Origin of the sequence: Streptomyces sp. NPDC001380 (assembly GCF_042895785.1) — a bacterium.
Taxonomy (GTDB): Bacteria; Actinomycetota; Actinomycetes; order Streptomycetales; family Streptomycetaceae; genus Peterkaempfera.
The window spans coordinates 1-17,669 of sequence record NZ_JBIAWP010000034.1; the positions used below are offsets into that span (position 1 = coordinate 1).

The 17,669-nt window shown below is 74.3% G+C and carries 11 protein-coding genes and 1 pseudogene; 5 read left to right on the forward strand and 7 right to left on the reverse strand.

Going from position 1 to position 17,669, the window contains the following annotated elements:
• On the forward strand, positions 1-347 hold a 347-nt coding region (locus ACFY07_RS26825; protein WP_390872127.1), incomplete at its 5' end, for a carbohydrate ABC transporter permease.
• On the forward strand, positions 344-1,246 hold the full coding sequence (locus tag ACFY07_RS26830; protein ID WP_390872128.1) for a carbohydrate ABC transporter permease: 903 nt from the start codon (positions 344-346) through the stop codon (positions 1,244-1,246). The genes ACFY07_RS26825 and ACFY07_RS26830, both read left to right, overlap by 4 nt.
• Positions 1,247-1,332: 86 nt before the next feature.
• On the opposite strand, the gene ACFY07_RS26835 is transcribed toward ACFY07_RS26830, so the two are convergent.
• The 4 genes from ACFY07_RS26835 to ACFY07_RS26850 all read right to left on the reverse strand — a co-directional run bounded on the left by ACFY07_RS26835 (position 1,333) and on the right by ACFY07_RS26850 (position 9,346).
• Positions 1,333-6,300 carry an NAD-glutamate dehydrogenase gene (locus tag ACFY07_RS26835; RefSeq protein WP_390872129.1) on the reverse strand — a complete coding sequence of 1,656 codons (4,968 nt, stop codon included), beginning with the start codon at positions 6,298-6,300 and terminating at the stop codon, positions 1,333-1,335.
• A gap of 453 nt (positions 6,301-6,753) precedes the next feature.
• On the reverse strand, positions 6,754-7,416 hold the full coding sequence (locus tag ACFY07_RS26840; protein WP_390872130.1) for an HAD family hydrolase: 663 nt from the start codon (positions 7,414-7,416) through the stop codon (positions 6,754-6,756).
• A 104-nt stretch (positions 7,417-7,520) separates the two neighbouring features.
• Positions 7,521-8,030 carry a DUF6912 family protein gene (locus tag ACFY07_RS26845; protein ID WP_230747880.1) on the reverse strand — a complete coding sequence of 170 codons (510 nt, stop codon included), beginning with the start codon at positions 8,028-8,030 and terminating at the stop codon, positions 7,521-7,523.
• 233 nt (positions 8,031-8,263) lie between these two features.
• The gene (locus ACFY07_RS26850) at positions 8,264-9,346 is read right to left on the reverse strand and encodes a patatin-like phospholipase family protein (protein WP_390872131.1); all 1,083 of its coding nucleotides are present in this window, start codon (positions 9,344-9,346) and stop codon (positions 8,264-8,266) included.
• Between the two features lie 686 nt (positions 9,347-10,032).
• Here ACFY07_RS26850 and ACFY07_RS26855 point away from each other — a divergent pair.
• Positions 10,033-10,398 carry an Rv3235 family protein gene (locus ACFY07_RS26855; protein WP_230747876.1) on the forward strand — a complete coding sequence of 122 codons (366 nt, stop codon included), beginning with the start codon at positions 10,033-10,035 and terminating at the stop codon, positions 10,396-10,398.
• A gap of 157 nt (positions 10,399-10,555) precedes the next feature.
• Here ACFY07_RS26855 and secA read toward each other — a convergent pair whose 3' ends face one another.
• A complete protein-coding gene (gene secA, locus ACFY07_RS26860; RefSeq protein ID WP_390872132.1) occupies positions 10,556-13,312 on the reverse strand; it encodes a preprotein translocase subunit SecA in 2,757 nt (918 codons plus the stop codon).
• A 354-nt stretch (positions 13,313-13,666) separates the two neighbouring features.
• Here secA and ACFY07_RS26865 point away from each other — a divergent pair, with 354 nt between their 5' ends.
• Together ACFY07_RS26865 and ACFY07_RS26870 are read left to right on the forward strand one after the other, a co-directional pair.
• Positions 13,667-14,224, forward strand: coding sequence for a GNAT family N-acetyltransferase (locus ACFY07_RS26865; RefSeq protein WP_230747873.1), 558 nt, complete (start codon positions 13,667-13,669; stop codon positions 14,222-14,224).
• A 215-nt stretch (positions 14,225-14,439) separates the two neighbouring features.
• The gene (locus ACFY07_RS26870) at positions 14,440-15,639 is read left to right on the forward strand and encodes a winged helix-turn-helix domain-containing protein (RefSeq protein ID WP_390872133.1); all 1,200 of its coding nucleotides are present in this window, start codon (positions 14,440-14,442) and stop codon (positions 15,637-15,639) included.
• Positions 15,640-15,682: 43 nt separating this feature from the next.
• On the opposite strand, the pseudogene ACFY07_RS26875 reads toward ACFY07_RS26870, so the two are convergent.
• Positions 15,683-16,357: pseudogene (locus ACFY07_RS26875) on the reverse strand (response regulator); the annotation flags it as partial.
• Positions 16,358-16,904: 547 nt separating this feature from the next.
• A complete protein-coding gene (gene hpf / locus ACFY07_RS26880; RefSeq protein ID WP_230747869.1) occupies positions 16,905-17,597 on the reverse strand; it encodes a ribosome hibernation-promoting factor, HPF/YfiA family in 693 nt (230 codons plus the stop codon).
• Between the last annotated feature and the right edge of the window lie 72 nt (positions 17,598-17,669).

The following is a 17,669-nucleotide window of genomic DNA, read 5'->3' on the forward strand; positions in this document are numbered from 1 at the left end:
GGCTCACCGCCGTCCCCCGCGAACTGCTGGAGGCCGCCCGGATGGACGGCGCGAGCGAGTGGCAGGTCTTCCGCCGGATCACCGTGCCCCTGCTCACCCCGGTGCTGACCGTGGTGATGGTGACCCTGGTCATCAACGTCCTCAAGGTCTTCGACCTCGTCTACATCATCGCGCCGGGCTCCACCCAGCAGGACGCCAACGTCCTCGCCCTGCAGCTCTACCTGTCCTCCTTCGGCGGGGGCGGGGACCAGGGCGCGGGCAGCGCCATCGGCGTCGTGCTGCTGCTGCTGGTGCTCCCCGCGATGCTCTTCAACATCCGCCGCTTCCGGAGGGAGAAACGACGGTGACGACCCTTCAGGAAGCCCCGCCCGCCGTCCCCGCACCGCCCGGCCGCAGGGCGGGCCCGGCCGCCCGCGCCGCCGCGCGGCTGGCGGGCGGCGCCTCCCGCATCGTGCTGCTGGTGGTGGGCCTCTTCTGGCTGCTGCCGACGGTGGGCCTGCTGGCCTCCTCGCTGCGCGGGCCGGTCGACATCCAGCAGTCGGGGTGGTGGCGGGTGTTCACCGAGCCCGCCCAGCTGACCCTGCACAACTACGCGGCGCTGCTCTCCAACGACGCCGTGACCGGGTCGCTGGTCAACACCGTGCTGATCACCGTGCCCGCCACGGTGCTGGTGGTGCTGGTCGCCTCGCTGGCCGGGTACGCCCTCGCCTGGACGGAGTTCCCCGGCCGGGACTGGCTCTTCCTCGCCGTCGTCGGGCTGCTGGTGGTGCCCGTCCAGGTGGCGCTGATCCCGGTGTCCAAGCTGTTCGGCGCGATCGGGGTGTTCGGCTCGATCACGGGCGTGGTCCTCTTCCACGTCGCGTTCGGCCTGCCGTTCGCGGTCTTCCTGCTGCGGAACTTCTTCGCCGAGATCCCGCGCGAGCTGCTGGAGGCCGCCCGGCTGGACGGCGCGGGCGAGCTGCGGCTCTTCCTCACCGTCGTCCTGCCCCTGGGCGGCCCCGCGATCGCCTCGCTGGCGATCTTCCAGTTCCTGTGGGTGTGGAACGACATGCTGGTGGCGCTGATCTTCGCCGACGCGGGCTCGGCTCCGATCACCGTCGCCCTCCAGCAGCAGGTCCGCCAGTTCGGCAACAACATCGACGTCCTGTCCTCCGGGGCGTTCCTGTCGATGGTGGTGCCGCTGGTGGTCTTCTTCGCCTTCCAGCGCCAGTTCGTCAGCGGCGTGATGGCCGGCGCGGTCAAGTAGGCCGCGCCGGACCCCCGGGAAGCGGCGCGGGCCGCCCCCGCCGGCCGGGAGGCAGGCGGGGGCGGCCCGTGGACCGCGGCGGGGGCTCAGCGCATGGAGCCGGTCCGCAGCAGGGTCCGGATCACCCGCATGGCCACCGAGAGGCTGGCCAGGTCCTGGGTGTCGGAGTCCCTTATGTCGTCGAGCGTGGTGCGGGCCCGGTTGATGAGCGTGGCGTTGCGGCCCTCCCACGCCTGGTACCGCTGCTCGGGGCCGTCGCCGGGCTCCCCGCAGGCGAGGACGTCGGCGGCGAGCGCCGCGTGGGCCGCGAAGAGGTCCTCGCGGATGGCGGCGCGGGCCATGGACTGCCACCGGTCGCTGCGGGGCAGCTCGATGATGCGGTCCAGCAGGTGGGTGATCTGCAGCCGGTCGGCGAGGTCGTAGTACAGGTCGGCGACCTCGCCGACGTCCGCCCCCGCCCGGTCCGCGACCTCGACGACGTCGAGGGTCGGGAAGGCGGAGGAGAGGCCGGCGCAGCGGGTGGCGAGGTGCTCGGGGACGCCCGCGGCCGTCAGCTCGTCGTGGATGCCCTGGTACCACTCCAGGTCGGCGCCGCGCAACAGCTTGGGCAGCTGGTCCCAGACCTGGTTGCAGCGCTCGCGGAAGACCTCGATGGTGCCGGCGATGTCCAGCGGCTGGCGCCGGTTGTTGAGCAGCCAGCGGGTGGCGCGCTCGACCAGGCGCCGCGCGTGCAGCCGCATCTTCGTCTGGACCTCGGCGGTCACCTGGTTGTCCAGGGCCTCGATCTCCCGCCAGATCTCCTCCAGGCCGAAGACCGCACGCGCCGCGGTGTGCGAGCGGACGATCTCGTCCATGGTGGCGCCGGTCTCCTCGCGGAGCCGGAAGGCGAAGGTGCAGCCGCCCTGGTTGATGGTCTCGTTGACCAGCAGGGTGGTGATGATCTCGCGGCTCAGGGCGTGGTTGTCGATCGCCCCGGTGAAGCGGTCGCGCAGCGCGGCCGGGAAGTACCGGTGCAGGGAGTCCCGGAAGTACGGGTCGTCCGGCAGGTCGGTGGCCAGCAGCTCGTCGGCCAGCGTGATCTTCACGTAGGCGAGCAGCACGGCCAGCTCGGGCTGGGTGAGCCCGCGGCCGGCCTGCTGGCGCTCCCGGATCTGCCGGTTGTTCGGCAGGAACTCCAGGGCCCGGTCGAGGAGGCCGTCGTCCTCCAGCCGGCGCATCATCCGGGCGTGGACGTTGAGCATGCTCGGCGCCTGGGCGAGCGCGTTGGCCAGCGCGGTGTTCTGCGCGTAGTTGTTGCGGAGCACCAGCGCGCCGACCTCGTCGGTCATCTCGGCGAGGAGGGTGTTGCGCTGCTTGACCGTCATGTCGCCGTCGGCGACCACCCGGTTGAGCAGGATCTTGATGTTCACCTCGTGGTCGGAGGTGTCGACGCCGGCCGAGTTGTCGATGGCGTCGGTGTTGATCCGGCCGCCCTCGCCCTCGGGGCCGCCGGCCGAGGCGAACTCGATCCGGCCGAGCTGGGTGCAGCCCAGGTTGCCGCCCTCGCCGACGACCTTGACCCGCAGGTCGCCGCCGTTGACGCGGATGGCGTCGTTGGCCTTGTCGCCGACCTCGGCGTTGGCCTCCGACTCCGCCTTGACGTAGGTGCCGATGCCGCCGTTCCACAGCAGGTCCACCGGGGCGAGCAGGATCGCCTTCATCAGCTCGGCCGGGGTGAGGCGGCTGGTGCCGGCGGCGATGCCCAGGGCAGCCCGCATCGGCGCCGTCACCGGGATCGACTTGGCGGTGCGGGGGAAGACGCCGCCGCCGGAGGAGATCAGCGAGGTGTCGTAGTCCGCCCAGGAGCTGCGGGGCAGGTCGAACAGCCGGCGGCGCTCGGCGTACGAGGTCGCGGCGTCCGGGTTGGGGTCGACGAAGATGTGGCGGTGGTCGAAGGCGGCGACCAGGCGGATGTGCTCGGAGAGCAGCATGCCGTTGCCGAAGACGTCGCCCGACATGTCGCCGATGCCGACGACCGTGAAGTCCTCGGTCTGGGTGTCGTGCCCGAGCTCGCGGAAGTGGCGCCGGACGGACTCCCAGGCGCCGCGGGCGGTGATGCCCATGCCCTTGTGGTCGTAGCCGGCGGAGCCGCCGGAGGCGAAGGCGTCGCTCAGCCAGAAGCCGTAGGAGTCGGCGACCTCGTTGGCGATGTCGGAGAAGGTCGCGGTGCCCTTGTCGGCGGCGACCACCAGGTAGGTGTCGTCGCCGTCGTGGCGCACGACGTCCTTCGGCGGCTTGACGCCCTCGCCGGCCACCAGGTTGTCGGTGATGTCGAGCAGGCCGGAGATGAAGGTGCGGTAGCAGGCGATGCCCTCGGCGAGCCAGGCGTCGCGGTCGACCGACGGGTCGGGCAGCTGCTTGGCGACGAAGCCGCCCTTGGAGCCGACCGGCACGATGACGGTGTTCTTCACCATCTGGGCCTTGACCAGGCCGAGGATCTCGGTGCGGAAGTCCTCGCGGCGGTCGGACCAGCGCAGGCCGCCGCGGGCGACCTTGCCGAACCGCAGGTGCACGCCCTCGACGCGCGGCGAGTACACCCAGATCTCGTACGCCGGGCGGGGCGCCGGCAGGTCGGGGATGGCCTGCGGGTCGAACTTCATGGAGACGTAGGAGTGCGGCTCGCCGCTCTCCGTGCGCTGGAAGAAGTTGGTGCGCAGGGTGGCCTTGATCAGGTGGAGGAAGGAACGCAGGATGCGGTCCTCGTCCAGCGAGGCGACCTGGTCCAGCGCGCCGTCCAGCTCCTCCAGGATGCCCTCGGTCAGCTCCAGGCCGGCGGCGGTGTGCGCCGGGGAGAGCCGGGCCTGGAAGAGGTTGACTAGCAGCCGGGTGGCGTGGGTGTTGTTCCTGAGCGCGTCCTCCATGTAGTCCTGGGAGAACGTGGAGCCGGCCTGGCGCAGGTACTTGGCGTAGGCGCGCAGCACCACGGCCTGGCGCCAGGTCAGGCCGGCGCGCAGGACGAGCTCGTTGAAGCCGTCGTTCTCGGCACGGCCGGTCCAGACGGCGGCGAAGGCCTCCTGGAACCGCTCGCGGGCCTCGTCGCCCAGCTCCCCGGCGGAGCGCAGCCGCAGCCCGAAGTCGTAGACCCAGGCGGTGGAGTTGTCCGAGCGGCGCAGCTCGTACGGGTGCTCGTCGACGACCTCGACGCCGAGCCGCTGCAGCACGGGCAGCACCTCGGTGAGCGAGACCGCGCCGCCGCCGCGGTAGATCTTCAGGCGGCGCTCGTCGTCGGCGGCGCCGACCGGCTGGTACAGGTTGAGCCGGAAGTCGCCGGGGCTGCCGAGGGCCTCCAGCTGGCGCAGGTCCGCGACGGCGGTGCGCGGCGAGAAGTCGGCGCGGTAGCCGTCGGGGAAGGCGTTGGCGTACCGGCGGGACAGCTCGGCGGTCCGCTCCTCGCCGCACTCGGCGAGCAGCACCTCGTGGAAGCCGTCCGTCCAGGAGCGGGCGGCCTCGGCGAGGCGGGCCTCGATCCGCTCGGTGTCGGCCTCGGTGAGGTGGGGCAGCTCGGCGCCGGGGGCGACCCGGACGACGAAGTGCAGGCGGGTCAGGACCGACTCGGTGGACCAGGCGGTGTAGTCGATGGTGGAGCCGCCGAGCTCCTCCATCAGGATGTCCATCAGCCGCAGCCGGATGCGGGTGGTGTAGCGGTCCCGCGGCAGGTAGACGAGGGCCGAGAAGTAGCGGCCGAACGCGTCCTGGCGCAGGAAGAGGCGCAGTTTGCGGCGCTCCTGCAGGTAGAGGACGCTGCCGGCGATGGCGAGCAGCTCCTCCGCCGGGGTCTGGAAGATCTCGTCCCGGGGGTAGGTCTCCAGGATCTGGAGCAGGTCGCGGCCGTCGTGGCTCTCGAGCGGGAAGCCGGAGGAGGTGACGACCTCCTGGACCTTGCGGCGGACCACCGGGATGCGGGTGACCGACTCGGTGTAGGCGGCGGAGGAGAACAGGCCGAGGAAGCGGCGCTCGCCGACGACCCGGCCGGCGGCGTCGAACTTCTTCACGCCGACGTAGTCCAGGTACGCCGGGCGGTGCACGGTGGCGCGGCTGTTGGCCTTGGTCAGGACCAGCAGGGTGTGCTCGTGGGCCTTGGCCCGGGCGGCGGCGCTCAGCCGGCCGAAGGACTCGCTGGCGGGGTGGCCGTCCGGGCCGCCGCTGCGCGGGTCCGGGCGCAGGATGCCGAGACCGGTGCCGGGGACGGCGCGCAGCGCCTCGTACCCGCCGTCGCCCGCGCCCTCGCTCTCCACCAGGTCGTACTCGCGGTAGCCGAGGAAGGTGAAGTGGTCCTCGGCCAGCCAGCGCAGCAGCTCCCAGGCCTCGCCGACCTCCTGCTCGGGCAGGCCCGCGGGGGGCTGCTCGGCGAGCTCCTCGGCGAGGCGCAGAGCGGCCTCGCGCATCTTGGTCCAGTCCTCGACGACCTCGCGGACGTCGGTGAGGACGCGGCGCAGGTCCGCCTCGATCTGCCGGAGGTCGTCGCGGTCGGTCTCGCGGTCGATCTCGATGTGCATCCACGACTCGACGATCGCGTCCGGGGGCCACTCGGTGCCCGAGGCCTGGCCGCGCGAGCAGGCGTCGGCGTCGAGGACCTCCAGCAGGCGGCCGGTGATGTCGCGGCGGACCACCATCTGCGGGTGGATCACGACGTGGATGGCACGGTCCTGGCGGGAGAGCTCGTTGGTGACGGAGTCCACCAGGAAGGGCATGTCGTCGGTGACGACCTCGACCACGGTGTGGCCGCAGGACCAGCCGTTCTCCTCCACGGTCGGGGTGTGCACCCGGACCTCGGCGGTTCCCTGGGGGCGCTTCGCGCCGAGGCGGTGGTGGGAGGCCGCCGCTCCGTAGACGTCGACCGGGTCGCGGTCGAGCAGGTCCTCGGGGGCGGTGTGGAGGTAGTAGTGGTGCAGGTAGGCGGTCAGGGCGCCGTTGCCGAGACCCTCTCCGTGCGTGCCCCCCACCTGGCTGTTCTCAGCGGCCCGTGCTGCGCGTGCGAGCACCTCGGCCTTGGCTGCGTCCAGCTTGGTCTGCATGGCTATCTGGCTCCTGTCGCGCGCCGTTGCGTGACTCGGGTCGGTCCTGGTCCGTGCCACGTCGGTCCGATCCTCCCGCACGTCCCGGATGAAGGTGGCGCATGCCACGCATGAAACACCTTTCACCTGGGTACGCAAGGTCTTTCGGCCCGTTGGCACCCCGGCCAGCCTAACGGGACGACTGCGGAGTGTCAGGGGCCGGTCCGGAGCAAAGGTCGCGCCGCTCCTGCCCCCGCTGGACGACTTGTACAACTACCGATCGGTAGCCGTCCGCGCGGCGCGGTCCTCCTCCGGCGCAGGTCAGCAGCGGCGGGCCGGCGGCGGCGCGTCCGCGGCGGCAGGTGGGCGGCGGGTCCGCGGCGCGTCCGCGGCGGCAGGTGGGCGGCGGGTCCGCGGCGCGTCCGCGGCGGCAGGTGGGCGGCGGGTCCGCGGGCGGGCGGCCCGGGCCGGGGGTCAGGCGCCCTGCACCAGCTCCTCCGCCAGGGCCACCGCCTCGGCCAGCGAGTCGACGACCGGGACCCCGGCCGCCGCGAGGTTCCGCCGGGTGTGCGAGCCCCCGGTGTAGAGCACCGCGCGCGCCCCCACGGCCCGCGCCGCCAGCGCGTCGTCGGCGGCGTCGCCGATCACCACCGTGCGGGCGGGGGCGACCGCGTCGCCGAGCGCGGCGAGGTGGCGGACCATGTGCTCGGCCTTGCCGCCGCCGGACGGACCGACCCGGCCGTCGACCCGGACGAAGCGGCGCTCGATGCCGAACCCGCGCACCAGCGGCACCAGCTCCTCGTGCCCGTACATGGACAGGATCGACTGGCTGCGGCCCGCCGCCTCCCAGCGCTCCAGCAGCAGCTCGGCGCCCTCGGTGAGGGTGCAGCCGGCGCTGTGCGCGGTGTAGGCGAGGTGGAAGACGCCGTCCATGCGCTCCCACTCCTCGGCCGTGGGGGCGCGGCCCAGCATCCGCTCGTAGAAGAGCGGTATGGGGATGCAGTAGAGCTCGCGGTAGCGCTCGACGCTCAGCGGCGCCAGCCCGACCTCGGCGAAGGCGGCGTTGCTCGCCGCCACGACCGCGTCGATGTCGTGGAGGAGGGTGCCGTTCCAGTCCCAGACGATGTGTGCACGCACGGACGCACCGTACCGTCCGCCGCCGACACTCCGGCAGGCGGCACCGGCGCGAGCGCCCCGGCGGGAGGCACCGGCCGGCCAGGCGGGCCCGCCGGGGGCGCGGCTCAGGGGAGCAGGGTCGGGAGCTCCTGGGTGGCGTACCAGAGCAGCTCGTGGTCCTCGGCCCCGTCGACGGTGAAGCGGGCGTCGTCGTCGCCCGCGTCCGCCGCGTCCACGGCGGACGCGGCCGCCGCGACGTCCTCCTCGGCGTCGCTCCCGTCCACGTGGACCGCGGCCGCCTTCGCCAGCGCCACCGGATCGGCCAGGCGCACCAGGCCGAGGGAGGACTGGTCCCGGTACTCGGCGCCGGTGTCCAGCAGCACCGCCTTGTCGGGCACGTCCAGCGCCACCACGGCGCGGCGCCGCGGGGAGGCGGCGTCGGCGGCGAGCAGCCTCAGCGAGGACTGGGCGGCGCGGACCAGCGCGGCGTACTCCAGCTCCTCGATGTCGTCGCTGAGGTACCACTCGCGCAGCGCCGGGGTGACGGCGTACGCATGCAGCGGCGCCGGGCCGAGCTCGCCCGCGGCGTGCGCCGCGGCCAGGCCGTTGAGGGTGGTGGGGACGTACACGCGCATCGGGGCCGCTCCGGGTCGTGGGTCGCCGGGTCGTGGGGGCCGGTCCCGTCCGCGATCCACGGGAGCGGGTCCGGGTGCGGACCCTGCAGCCGCACCGCCGACCAGGATACGGCCGGAGGTGATCACCGCGCCGCCGGCCGGGCCCTTCCGTCCCCGCCCCGGGCCCGCCGCGTACCGTTCCGGCCGGGTCACTCCCCCGGTCCCGGCCCCGTCCGCGCCGGGTCGGCCCCGGGTCAGCCCCGGTGCGTGGCCGCCAGGACGGCGCCGCAGGTCCGCAGCGCCGTCTCCAGCACCTCCGGGCGGCGCGCCGGGTCCATCATGTTGGGGCCCATCGCCGCCAGGTCGTCCAGGGTCGGGGCGAGCAGGCGGACCCGGGTGCCGCCCTCGCGCAGCAGCCGGGCCTCGCGGAGCAGCTGCCGGGTGACCGACCGGCGGTAGCGGCTCACCAGGTGGGCCAGCACCCCGTGCGGCGCGGGGGCGCCCCGCCGTCCGCCGGACCCGGCGGCCGCCGGACCGCCGACGACGGTGCGCAGGCGCACCGCCATCGGGGCCAGCACGTACACCTCGTCCAGCCCCCGGCCCGCCAGCAGGTCGGCGTTGGTGGCCGACCAGGCGCCGCCGTCGATGTAGCGGCGGCCGTCCACGGGGACCGGCGCGAACCAGCCCGGGAGCGCGCACGACGCCATCACCGCCTCGGCGACGCCGGCCGCCGGCGCGTCCGGGTCGCCGAAGACCACCCGGTGCCCGGTCTCGTAGTCGACCGCGACCATGCGCAGGCCCGGCCGGTCCGCCCACCCGTCCTCGGACGGGACCAGCGCCCGCACGAGGTCGCCGATGGGCGCCACCGACCCCCGGCCCGGGGGGACGAACGCCGAGACCATGGTGAGGAACGGGTAGTCGCGCGGGTGGAGGAAGGTCTGCCGCAGCAGGCCGGGCGAGCCGATGCCGGGCCGGGGCCGAGGGGGCAGCGCACCGCCCACGGCGGCGTCGTAGTCGAACTCCACGCCCACCAGCGGCCCGGTGGCCACCACCCGGCCCTGCTGGTGGTCACGCAGCTCCGCCGGGCCGACGCCGGACGCCAGCAGGGTGCCCAGGATCGCTCCGGCCGAGGTGCCGAGGACGACGTCCGCGCCGCGCGGGTCCCATCCGGCGGTCTCCGCGACGGCGCAGAGCGCGCCGACCGTCCAGGCGGCGCCGAGCATGCCGCCGCCGCCGAGCACCAGGCCGCGGCGTGGTGCGCCCCGGGCGGCCCGGCCGGACCGCGACGGGGTGCGGTCCGGCCCCGGACCCCCGATGCCGGACACGTCCGCCGCCATGCGCCTGCCCGCCTTCCCGGGTGCCGGCCGGTCCACCGGCCTCCCCTCGACGGTAACCTCCCGGCGCCCCCTGTCCGGCGGTGCCACCCCCGGCGGGGTGCCCCTTCGGGTGACGTCCGCCCGGACCGCGCCGCGTCGGCGGCCGGGGCCCGGGACCCGCCGCCCGGCCGGGGCGGCGGCGGGTGCGGCGGGGCTGCGGCAGGTGCGGCGAGGGGCACGGCCGGAGGCGGGGGGCGGACGATGTCACCCGGATAGGTGAAGTCCGGCGTCGTGCGCCCCGCCGCGGGACGCCCGTTGCCGCGTGCGCCGGACCCCGGATAGGAAGGGTCCCGTCCGTCGCCGACCACCGCACGGGGGTGCCGATCATGGTCGATTCCGCAGGGCCCGCCGCCTTGACCGCCTTTCCGGGAGCCGCCTTTCCGGGGCCCGCCGCCTTGACCGCCTTTCCGGCGGCCGCCTTTCCGGGGGCCCCGGGCCGGGAGGCCGCCGTCGGCGCGGCCGCCGCCTCCGCCTCCTCCTCCGCGGCCGCCGCACCGGCGGTCCCGCTCCCCGGGATCCGCCCGCTGCTGCCGGGGCCGCCCGACGCGCCCTGCCCCGGCCGTCGGCCGACCGGTCCGGCGGCCCCTGCCGCGCCGGGGACGGTGCGGCTGGGCCGCGTCCACCGGCAGCCGGGGCACCCCGCACGGGTGCGGCGTCCGGCCGGCCTGCACTGCGCGCCGCCGCGCGGCGACCTCAACGGGCTGGCCACCCGGTTCGCCCAGCGGCTGGTCGAGGTGCTCACGGGCACCCGGCCGGCCGGGCAGCTGGCCCGGCACACCACCCACACCGGGTACGGGGAGCTGACCCGGCTGGTGCAGCGCGGCACGCTGCGCCCCCGTTCCGCCGGGGCACTGCCCGTGCTGCGCCGGGTCTACGACAGCGCACCGGCCCCCGGCGTGCTGGAGGTCTGCGCCCGGGTGGACACCGGTCCCCGCACCCGGATGGTGGCCTTCCGGCTCGAACGGCACCCGCGCACGGCGCAGTGGCAGTGCGCGGCGGTCGACACCCGCTGAGGGCGGCCGGGACCTGCTGCAGCCCGCCGCGGCCCGCAGAGAACGGCCGGGAACGGCCGGGGGCGCCGCCCCGGCCGTACCGGTGCGGCGCCCTCCGCGTCCTCCTGCCCGCCCGCCGCGCCGCCCGCCGGGGCGGGGCGGCCGTGCGGGCGGCCTGCTACTTCCTGCGGCGGCGGCCGCCCTTGGCAGCCTTGCGGCGCTCCGCCCGGGTCATGCCGGCCTCCGGGTCGTCCAGGACGCCGTCCTCGGTGAAGTCGCCCTCGACCACGCCGCCCTCGCCGTCCACCGTCGGGGCGATGTAGTGCAGGCGCTGCCGCTGCGGGGCCTCCAGCCCCTTGGCGCGGATCTCCGGACGGCCCTCGTCGGCCTTGTCCAGCTGGACCGGCTCGGCGTCCTCGACCGGGACCTCCTCGACCTGCTGCTCGACCTGGACCTCCAGGTTGAACAGGTAGCCGACGGACTCCTCCTTGATGCCCTCCATCATCGCGGAGAACATGTCGTAGCCCTCGCGCTGGTACTCGACCAGCGGGTCGCGCTGGGCCATCGCCCGCAGGCCGATGCCCTCCTGCAGGTAGTCCATCTCGTAGAGGTGCTCGCGCCAGCGGCGGTCGAGGACCGACAGGACGACGCGGCGCTCCAGCTCGCGCATGATCTCCGAGCCGAGCTGCTCCTCGCGCGCGGCGTACTGCGCGTGGATGTCCTCCTTGACCGCCTCCTCCAGGAAGTCGGGGGTGAGGCCGGCCTGGCCGCCCGCCTCCTCCTCCAGCTCCTCCAGGGAGAGGGTGACCGGGTAGAGCTGCCGGAGGGCGGTCCACAGCTTCTCGAGGTCCCACTCGTCCTCGAAGCCCTCGCCCGTCGCCGCCCGCACGTAGGCGTCGACGGTGTCGTCCATGAAGTGGCCGATCTGCTCCTGGAGGTCCTCGCCCTCCAGGACGCGGCGGCGCTCGCCGTAGATGACCTCGCGCTGCCGGTTGAGCACCTCGTCGTACTTGAGGACGTTCTTGCGGATCTCGAAGTTCTGCTGCTCGACCTGGGTCTGCGCGGAGGCGATGGCGCGGGTGACCATCTTGGACTCGATCGGCACGTCCTCCGGGACGTTCGCCATGGAGAGCACGCGCTCGACCATGCCGGCCTTGAAGAGCCGCATCAGGTCGTCGCCGAGCGACAGGTAGAAGCGGGACTCGCCGGGGTCGCCCTGGCGGCCGGAGCGGCCGCGCAGCTGGTTGTCGATCCGGCGGGACTCGTGCCGCTCGGTGCCGAGGACGTACAGGCCGCCGAGGGCCTGCACCTCCTCCTGCTCCGCCTTGACCTGGGCCTTGGCCTTCTCCAGGGCGGAGGGCAGCGCCGCCTCGTACTCCTCCGGGGTGTCCACCGGGGAGAGCCCGCGCTGGGCGAGCTCGGCGGCGGCCAGGTGGTCGGCGTTGCCGCCGAGCTGGATGTCGGTGCCGCGGCCGGCCATGTTGGTGGCGACGGTGACGGCGCCCTTGCGGCCGGCCTGGGCGACGATCTGGGCCTCGCGCTCGTGGTGCTTGGCGTTGAGCACCTCGTGCGGGATGCCGCGCTTGCGCAGCTCCTGGGAGAGGTACTCGGACTTCTCGACCGAGACGGTGCCGACGAGGACCGGCTGGCCCTTCTCGTGCTTCTCGACGATGTCCTCGACCACGGCGCGGAACTTGGCGGGTTCCGTCTTGTAGATCAGGTCGGGCTGGTCGATCCGCTGCGGGTTCTTGTTGGTCGGGATGGGCACCACGCCGAGCTTGTAGATCTGGTGGAACTCCGCCGCCTCGGTCATGGCCGTACCGGTCATGCCGCCGAGCTTGTCGTAGAGGCGGAAGAAGTTCTGGAGGGTGATGGTGGCCAGGGTCTGGTTCTCGTTCTGGATCTCCACCCCCTCCTTGGCCTCGATGGCCTGGTGCATGCCCTCGTTGTAGCGGCGGCCGGCCAGGATGCGGCCGGTGTGCTCGTCGACGATCATGACCTCGCCGTTGACGACGACGTAGTCCTTGTCGTTCTTGTAGAGCTCCTTGGCCTTGATGGCGTTGTTGAGGAAGCCCACCAGCGGGGTGTTGACCGACTCGTAGAGGTTGTCGATGCCCAGGTAGTCCTCGACCCGGGAGACGCCGTCCTCCAGGATGCCGACGGTCCGCTTCTTCTCGTCGACCTCGTAGTCGCGGTCGCGCTTGAGGCGCTGCACCAGCTTGGCGAAGTCCGCGTACCACTTGGTGGCCTGGTCCGCCGGGCCGGAGATGATCAGCGGGGTGCGGGCCTCGTCGATGAGGATGGAGTCGACCTCGTCGACGATGGCGTAGTTGTGGCCGCGCTGCACCAGCTCGTCCTGGGCCCACGCCATGTTGTCGCGGAGGTAGTCGAAGCCGAACTCGTTGTTGGTGCCGTAGGTGATGTCCGCGGCGTACTGCTTGCGGCGCTCGGCCGGCGACATGTTCGCCAGGATGACGCCGACCTCGAGGCCGAGGAAGCGGTGGACGCGGCCCATCCACTCCGAGTCGCGCTCGGCGAGGTAGTCGTTGGTCGTGATCAGGTGCACGCCCTTGCCGCTCAGCGCGTTCAGGTACGCCGGGAGCGTGCCGACCAGGGTCTTGCCCTCGCCGGTGCGCATCTCGGCGACGTACCCGAAGTGCAGGGCGGCGCCGCCCATCAGCTGCACGTCGTAGTGGCGCTGGCCCAGGACGCGCTTGGCCGCCTCACGGACCGTGGCGAAGGCCTCGGGCAGGATGTCGTCGAGGGTCTCGCCGTCCGCCAGCCGCTGCCGGTACTCGTCGGTCAGCGCCTGCAGCTCGGCGTCCGTGAGGTTGACGAAGTCCTCTTCGATGGAGTTGACCTGGGAGGCGATCCGCTGCAGCTTGCGAAGGATCTTGCCCTCACCGGCGCGCAGGATCTTGTCGAAGACGGACACGTGAGCGGGCTCCTTGGCTGGACTGGCACCCGGCTGGGGGTGCACGACTGCACGGCGGAGCTTCCCCACCGCACCGGCCATCGTATGCGAGGAGGCCAGCGGGCCGGGAGGTCCGTCAGCGCCGCGATCCCGTGTCACCCGGGGGAGGGCGGTGCGCAGATCCCCCAATCCGGGCGGAACGGACGACGGGCGCCCCGCACACCAGGGACGACGTCCGGGGCGGGCGCGGCGTTCCCGGCCCGGGGCGGCCTGCGGCGGGGGCCGGCGCCCGCGAGGGGTGCGGCGGCCCGCGGGGAGGGGCCCCGCGCCCGGGAGCCGTCACCCGCCCCGGCGGGCTCCGCGATACTCGCGCCCATGGAACCCGTGACCATGCAGACCGCCCGCCTCCTCCTGCGCCCCCTGGAGCCGGGCGACGCCGGGGCCGTGCACCGGGCCTGCCAGGACGAGCAGATCCAGCGGTGGACGACCGTGCCCTCCCCCTACCTGCCGGAGCACGCGGAGGAGTTCACCGGCCGGATCTCGCCCGACGGCTGGCGCAACGACACGCTCTACAACTGGGGGACCTTCACCCGCGACGGCGGGGCGCTGGTCTCCTCGGTCGGCCTCTCCTTCCCCCCGCGCACCGCCGTCGCGGAGGTCGGCTACTGGACCGCCCGGGAGCACCGGGGACGCGGCCTCACCGCCGAGGCCGTCGCCGCCGTCGCCCGCTGGGCCTTCGACACCCTCCGCGTCCAGCGCCTGGAGTGGTACGCGGAGGTGGGCAACACCGCCTCCCGGGCGGTGGCGGAGCGGGTGGGGTTCACCGTCGAGGGGACCCTGCGCTCCTACCTGGAGCACCGGGGCGGGCGCCGGGACGGCTGGGTCGGCTCGCTGCTGCCCACCGACCGGGTCCCGGGCCCGGCGGCCGGCTGACGGGCCCGGGCAGGGCGGCCGACGGGACGGGGACGGCCGCCCCCTCTCCTCTCTCCCCCTCGCCCTGACGCTGCGCCTCCGGGCGGGTGCGTCAGGGCCGCCCCGCGCGTCCGGCGGCGGTCCGGCGTCCCCGGCGGCCCTGGCGGCCCCGGCCCGCGGGTCCTCCGCCGGCGGGGAGGGCCCTATTGTCCGGGGCTGCCCCTACGCTGCGGGGCATGACCTCCGCAGCGCCGCCGACGCCGAAGCCCGCCGCCGCCCTCTCCGCCGGGGACGCCCGCCGGATCGCCCTGCGCGCCCAGGGGCTGCTGGGCGCGCCCGACCGGCGGGGCGGGGTGCGCGGGGTGCTGCGCCGGCTCGGCGCGGTCCAGCTGGACACCATCTCGGTCCTGGCCCGCTCGCACGAACTGGTGCCGTACGCACGGCTCGGCGCGGTGGGCCGCGGCGCGGTGGAGGAGGCGTACTGGGGCGGTGCCGCCTTCGAGTACTGGTCGCACGCCGCCTGCGTCCTGCCGGTGGAGGAGTGGCCGCTCTTCGCCTTCCGGCGGCGGGCGTTCACCGCCCGGGGCCACCGCTGGCACCGGATGGAGGACGCCGTGCGGTCCTGCGCCGAGGTGCGGGCCCGGCTGCGCGCCGACGGTCCGCTGACCGCCACCGACCTCGGCGGCGCCCGCCGGGGCGGCCCCTGGTGGGACTGGTCCGAGACGAAGATCGCCATCGAGTGGCTGCTCGACGTCGGCGAGGTGGTCTGCACCGAGCGCAGGGGGTGGAAGCGCGTCTACGACCTGGCGGAGCGGGCCGTGCCGCCGGAGCTGCTGGCGCAGGATCCGGACGACGCGACCTGCCTGCGGCGGCTGGTCGGGCAGGCCGGGGCGGCCCTGGGCGTGGCGACCCGGGCCGACCTGGCGGACTACCACCGGCTGCGGACCGAGCAGGTGGACGCGGTGGCCGCCGACTCCGGGCTGGTCCCGGTGGAGGTGGAGGGCTGGGGGCGCGACGGCGGCCCCGGACCGGCCTGGGCGGACCCGGCCGCGCTGGGGTCCGCGCCCCGGGGGCGGCACCGGACCACCCTGCTCTCGCCCTTCGACTCGCTGGTCTGGGACCGGGCGCGCACCGAGCGGGTCTTCGGGTTCGCCCACCGCCTGGAGGCGTACGTGCCCCGGGAGAGGCGCGTGCACGGCTACTTCGCGATGCCGCTGCTGGCGGGCGGCAGGCTGGTGGGGCGGGTCGACCCCGCACGGGAGGGCCGGACGCTGGTCGCCCGGCAGGCCTCCGTGGAGTCGCCCGCCGCCGTCGCCCCCATGGCGCAGGCACTGCGGGAGGCGGCCGACTGGGTGGGCTGCGACGCGGTGACGGTGGAGCGGGTGGTCCCGGAGTCCCTGGCGGGCGCCCTCACCGCAGCCGTCGCCGCGGCCTGAACGGGAGGGTCCCCGGTCCACCGGCAGGCGGCGTGACGCCGCGTCAGCCTATTTCGAGGATCTTCTCGCGCATGGCGTAGACGACGGCCTCCATCCGGGAGTGCAGCTGGAGCTTCTCCAGGATGTTGCGCACGTGGTTCTTCACCGTGTTCTCGCTGATGAAGAGCTTCTTGGCGATGTCGCGGTTGTTCATCCCGGTGGCCACCAGCTTGAGCACCTCCAGCTCCCGGTCGGTGAGCCGGGGCGCGGGCACCAGGGGCCGGTCGTCGGAGCGCTGCTGGATCATCGACTTGAACTCGGTGAGCAGCTTGGCCGCCATGGAGGGGCTGATCTGGGACTGGCCGTCGGCGACCGCCCTGATCGCGGTGGCGACCTCGTCGGTGGAGATCTCCTTGAGGAGGTAGCCGGTGGCGCCGGCCTTGATCGCCTCGTAGAGGTCGGCCTCCTCGTCACTGATCGTCAGCATGATGATCCGGGCGCTGGGCGCCACGTCCTTGATGGCCGTGCAGGCCTCGATACCGCTGCGGCGGGGCATCCGGACGTCCATCAGGATGATGTCGGGCAGCAGGTCGGCGGCCTTCTCCACGGCCTCGGCGCCGTCCCCCGCCTCGCCGACCACCTGGATGTCCTCCTCCTGCGCGAGGACGATCTCCAGGCCGCGCCGGAAGAGGGCGTGGTCGTCCACCACGAGCACCCGGATGGGTTCGGCGCGGGGCCCGTCGTCCTCCGCCCCTTCCGGGGAGTACCCGGACGGGTGACCGGCGGAGTGGCCCGAGGGGTGCCCCGGAAGGTGTGCGAGGGGCCGTCCCTGCGGCTGGACCGGCGGGCGGTCCTCCCGGGCATGCCCCTGCTGCCGGTCGGACGGACCCGCGAACGGCGTGCCGCCGCGGCCGGCGGACCCCGTGCTGAAACGCTCCCCCATCCACTCCTCCCCCTCGTGGCCCGCGCGGGGACCACGTGACTGGTCGGGCGCCCCCTGTGCTGACCGGGGCTGGCGCCATCATTCCACGGTGGTCGGGCGGTCCGGCCACATGGCGGGCGTGCGGCGGCGCAGCGCCCCGGCGGGGCCTGCGGACGGGCCCGCCTGCGGCGCACCGCCGTGGTGCACCGCCGGAGGCGGCCGGGCGCCGCTCCCGCGGCCGTCCGCCGGCCGGAGACCCCCCGGACGGGGCGCCGATCCCGCGGCGGGCCGCAGGACCGGCGGCCCACCGACGGTCCGTCACCTGCACCGTGCCCGGGGTGCTCCCCGGCGCGGCGCGGCCCGGCTACTCCTCGTCCGCCTCGCCGATCGCGCCGCCGGCGCCGCCCAGCTCGCCGTCGGGGGCGGACCCGTCGGCCTTCAGGTGGATGACGCCGTAGTTGTAGCCGTGCCGGCGGTAGACGACGCTCGGCATCCCGGTGTCGGTGTCGACGAAGAGGTAGAAGTCGTGCCCGACCAGCTCCATCTCGTAGAGGGCCTGGTCCAGCGCCATCGGCGCGGCGGCGTGCACCTTCTCCCGGACGACGAGCGGGCCGTCGCCCTCCACCTCCAGCGACCCGATGCGGGTCTTCACCACCCCGGTCTCCTCCTCGGCGGCGGGGGCGGTCTCCGGCAGTGCGGCCAGCGCCGCGGTGGCCTCGGCCACGCTGATCGGGGTGCGGCCGGTGCCTCCCTTGTGCACCCGGCGGCGGTCCGCGGCCTTGCGCAGCTGGGCGTCGAGCCGGTTGGCGGCCATGTCCAGCGCGGCGTAGGGGTCGCCGGCGCAGGCCTCTGCACGGATCACCGGACCGCGGGTGCGCACCGTGATCTCCACGCGCTCGCTGCGGTCCGCCTGGCGCGGGTTGCGCTCCTTGGACACCTCGACGTCGAGGCTGATCACCTTGCCGTCGAACTTCTGGATCTTCTCCAGCTTCTCGGCCACGTGCTTGCGGAACCTCTCGGGCACCTCGGTCTTGCGGCCCTTGACGACGATGTCCACGCAGAACTCCGTTCCCTCGCGCTGACGCCGGCGGGGCCAGGCCCCGCGCGGCCCACTGAGTACGCAGTCCGT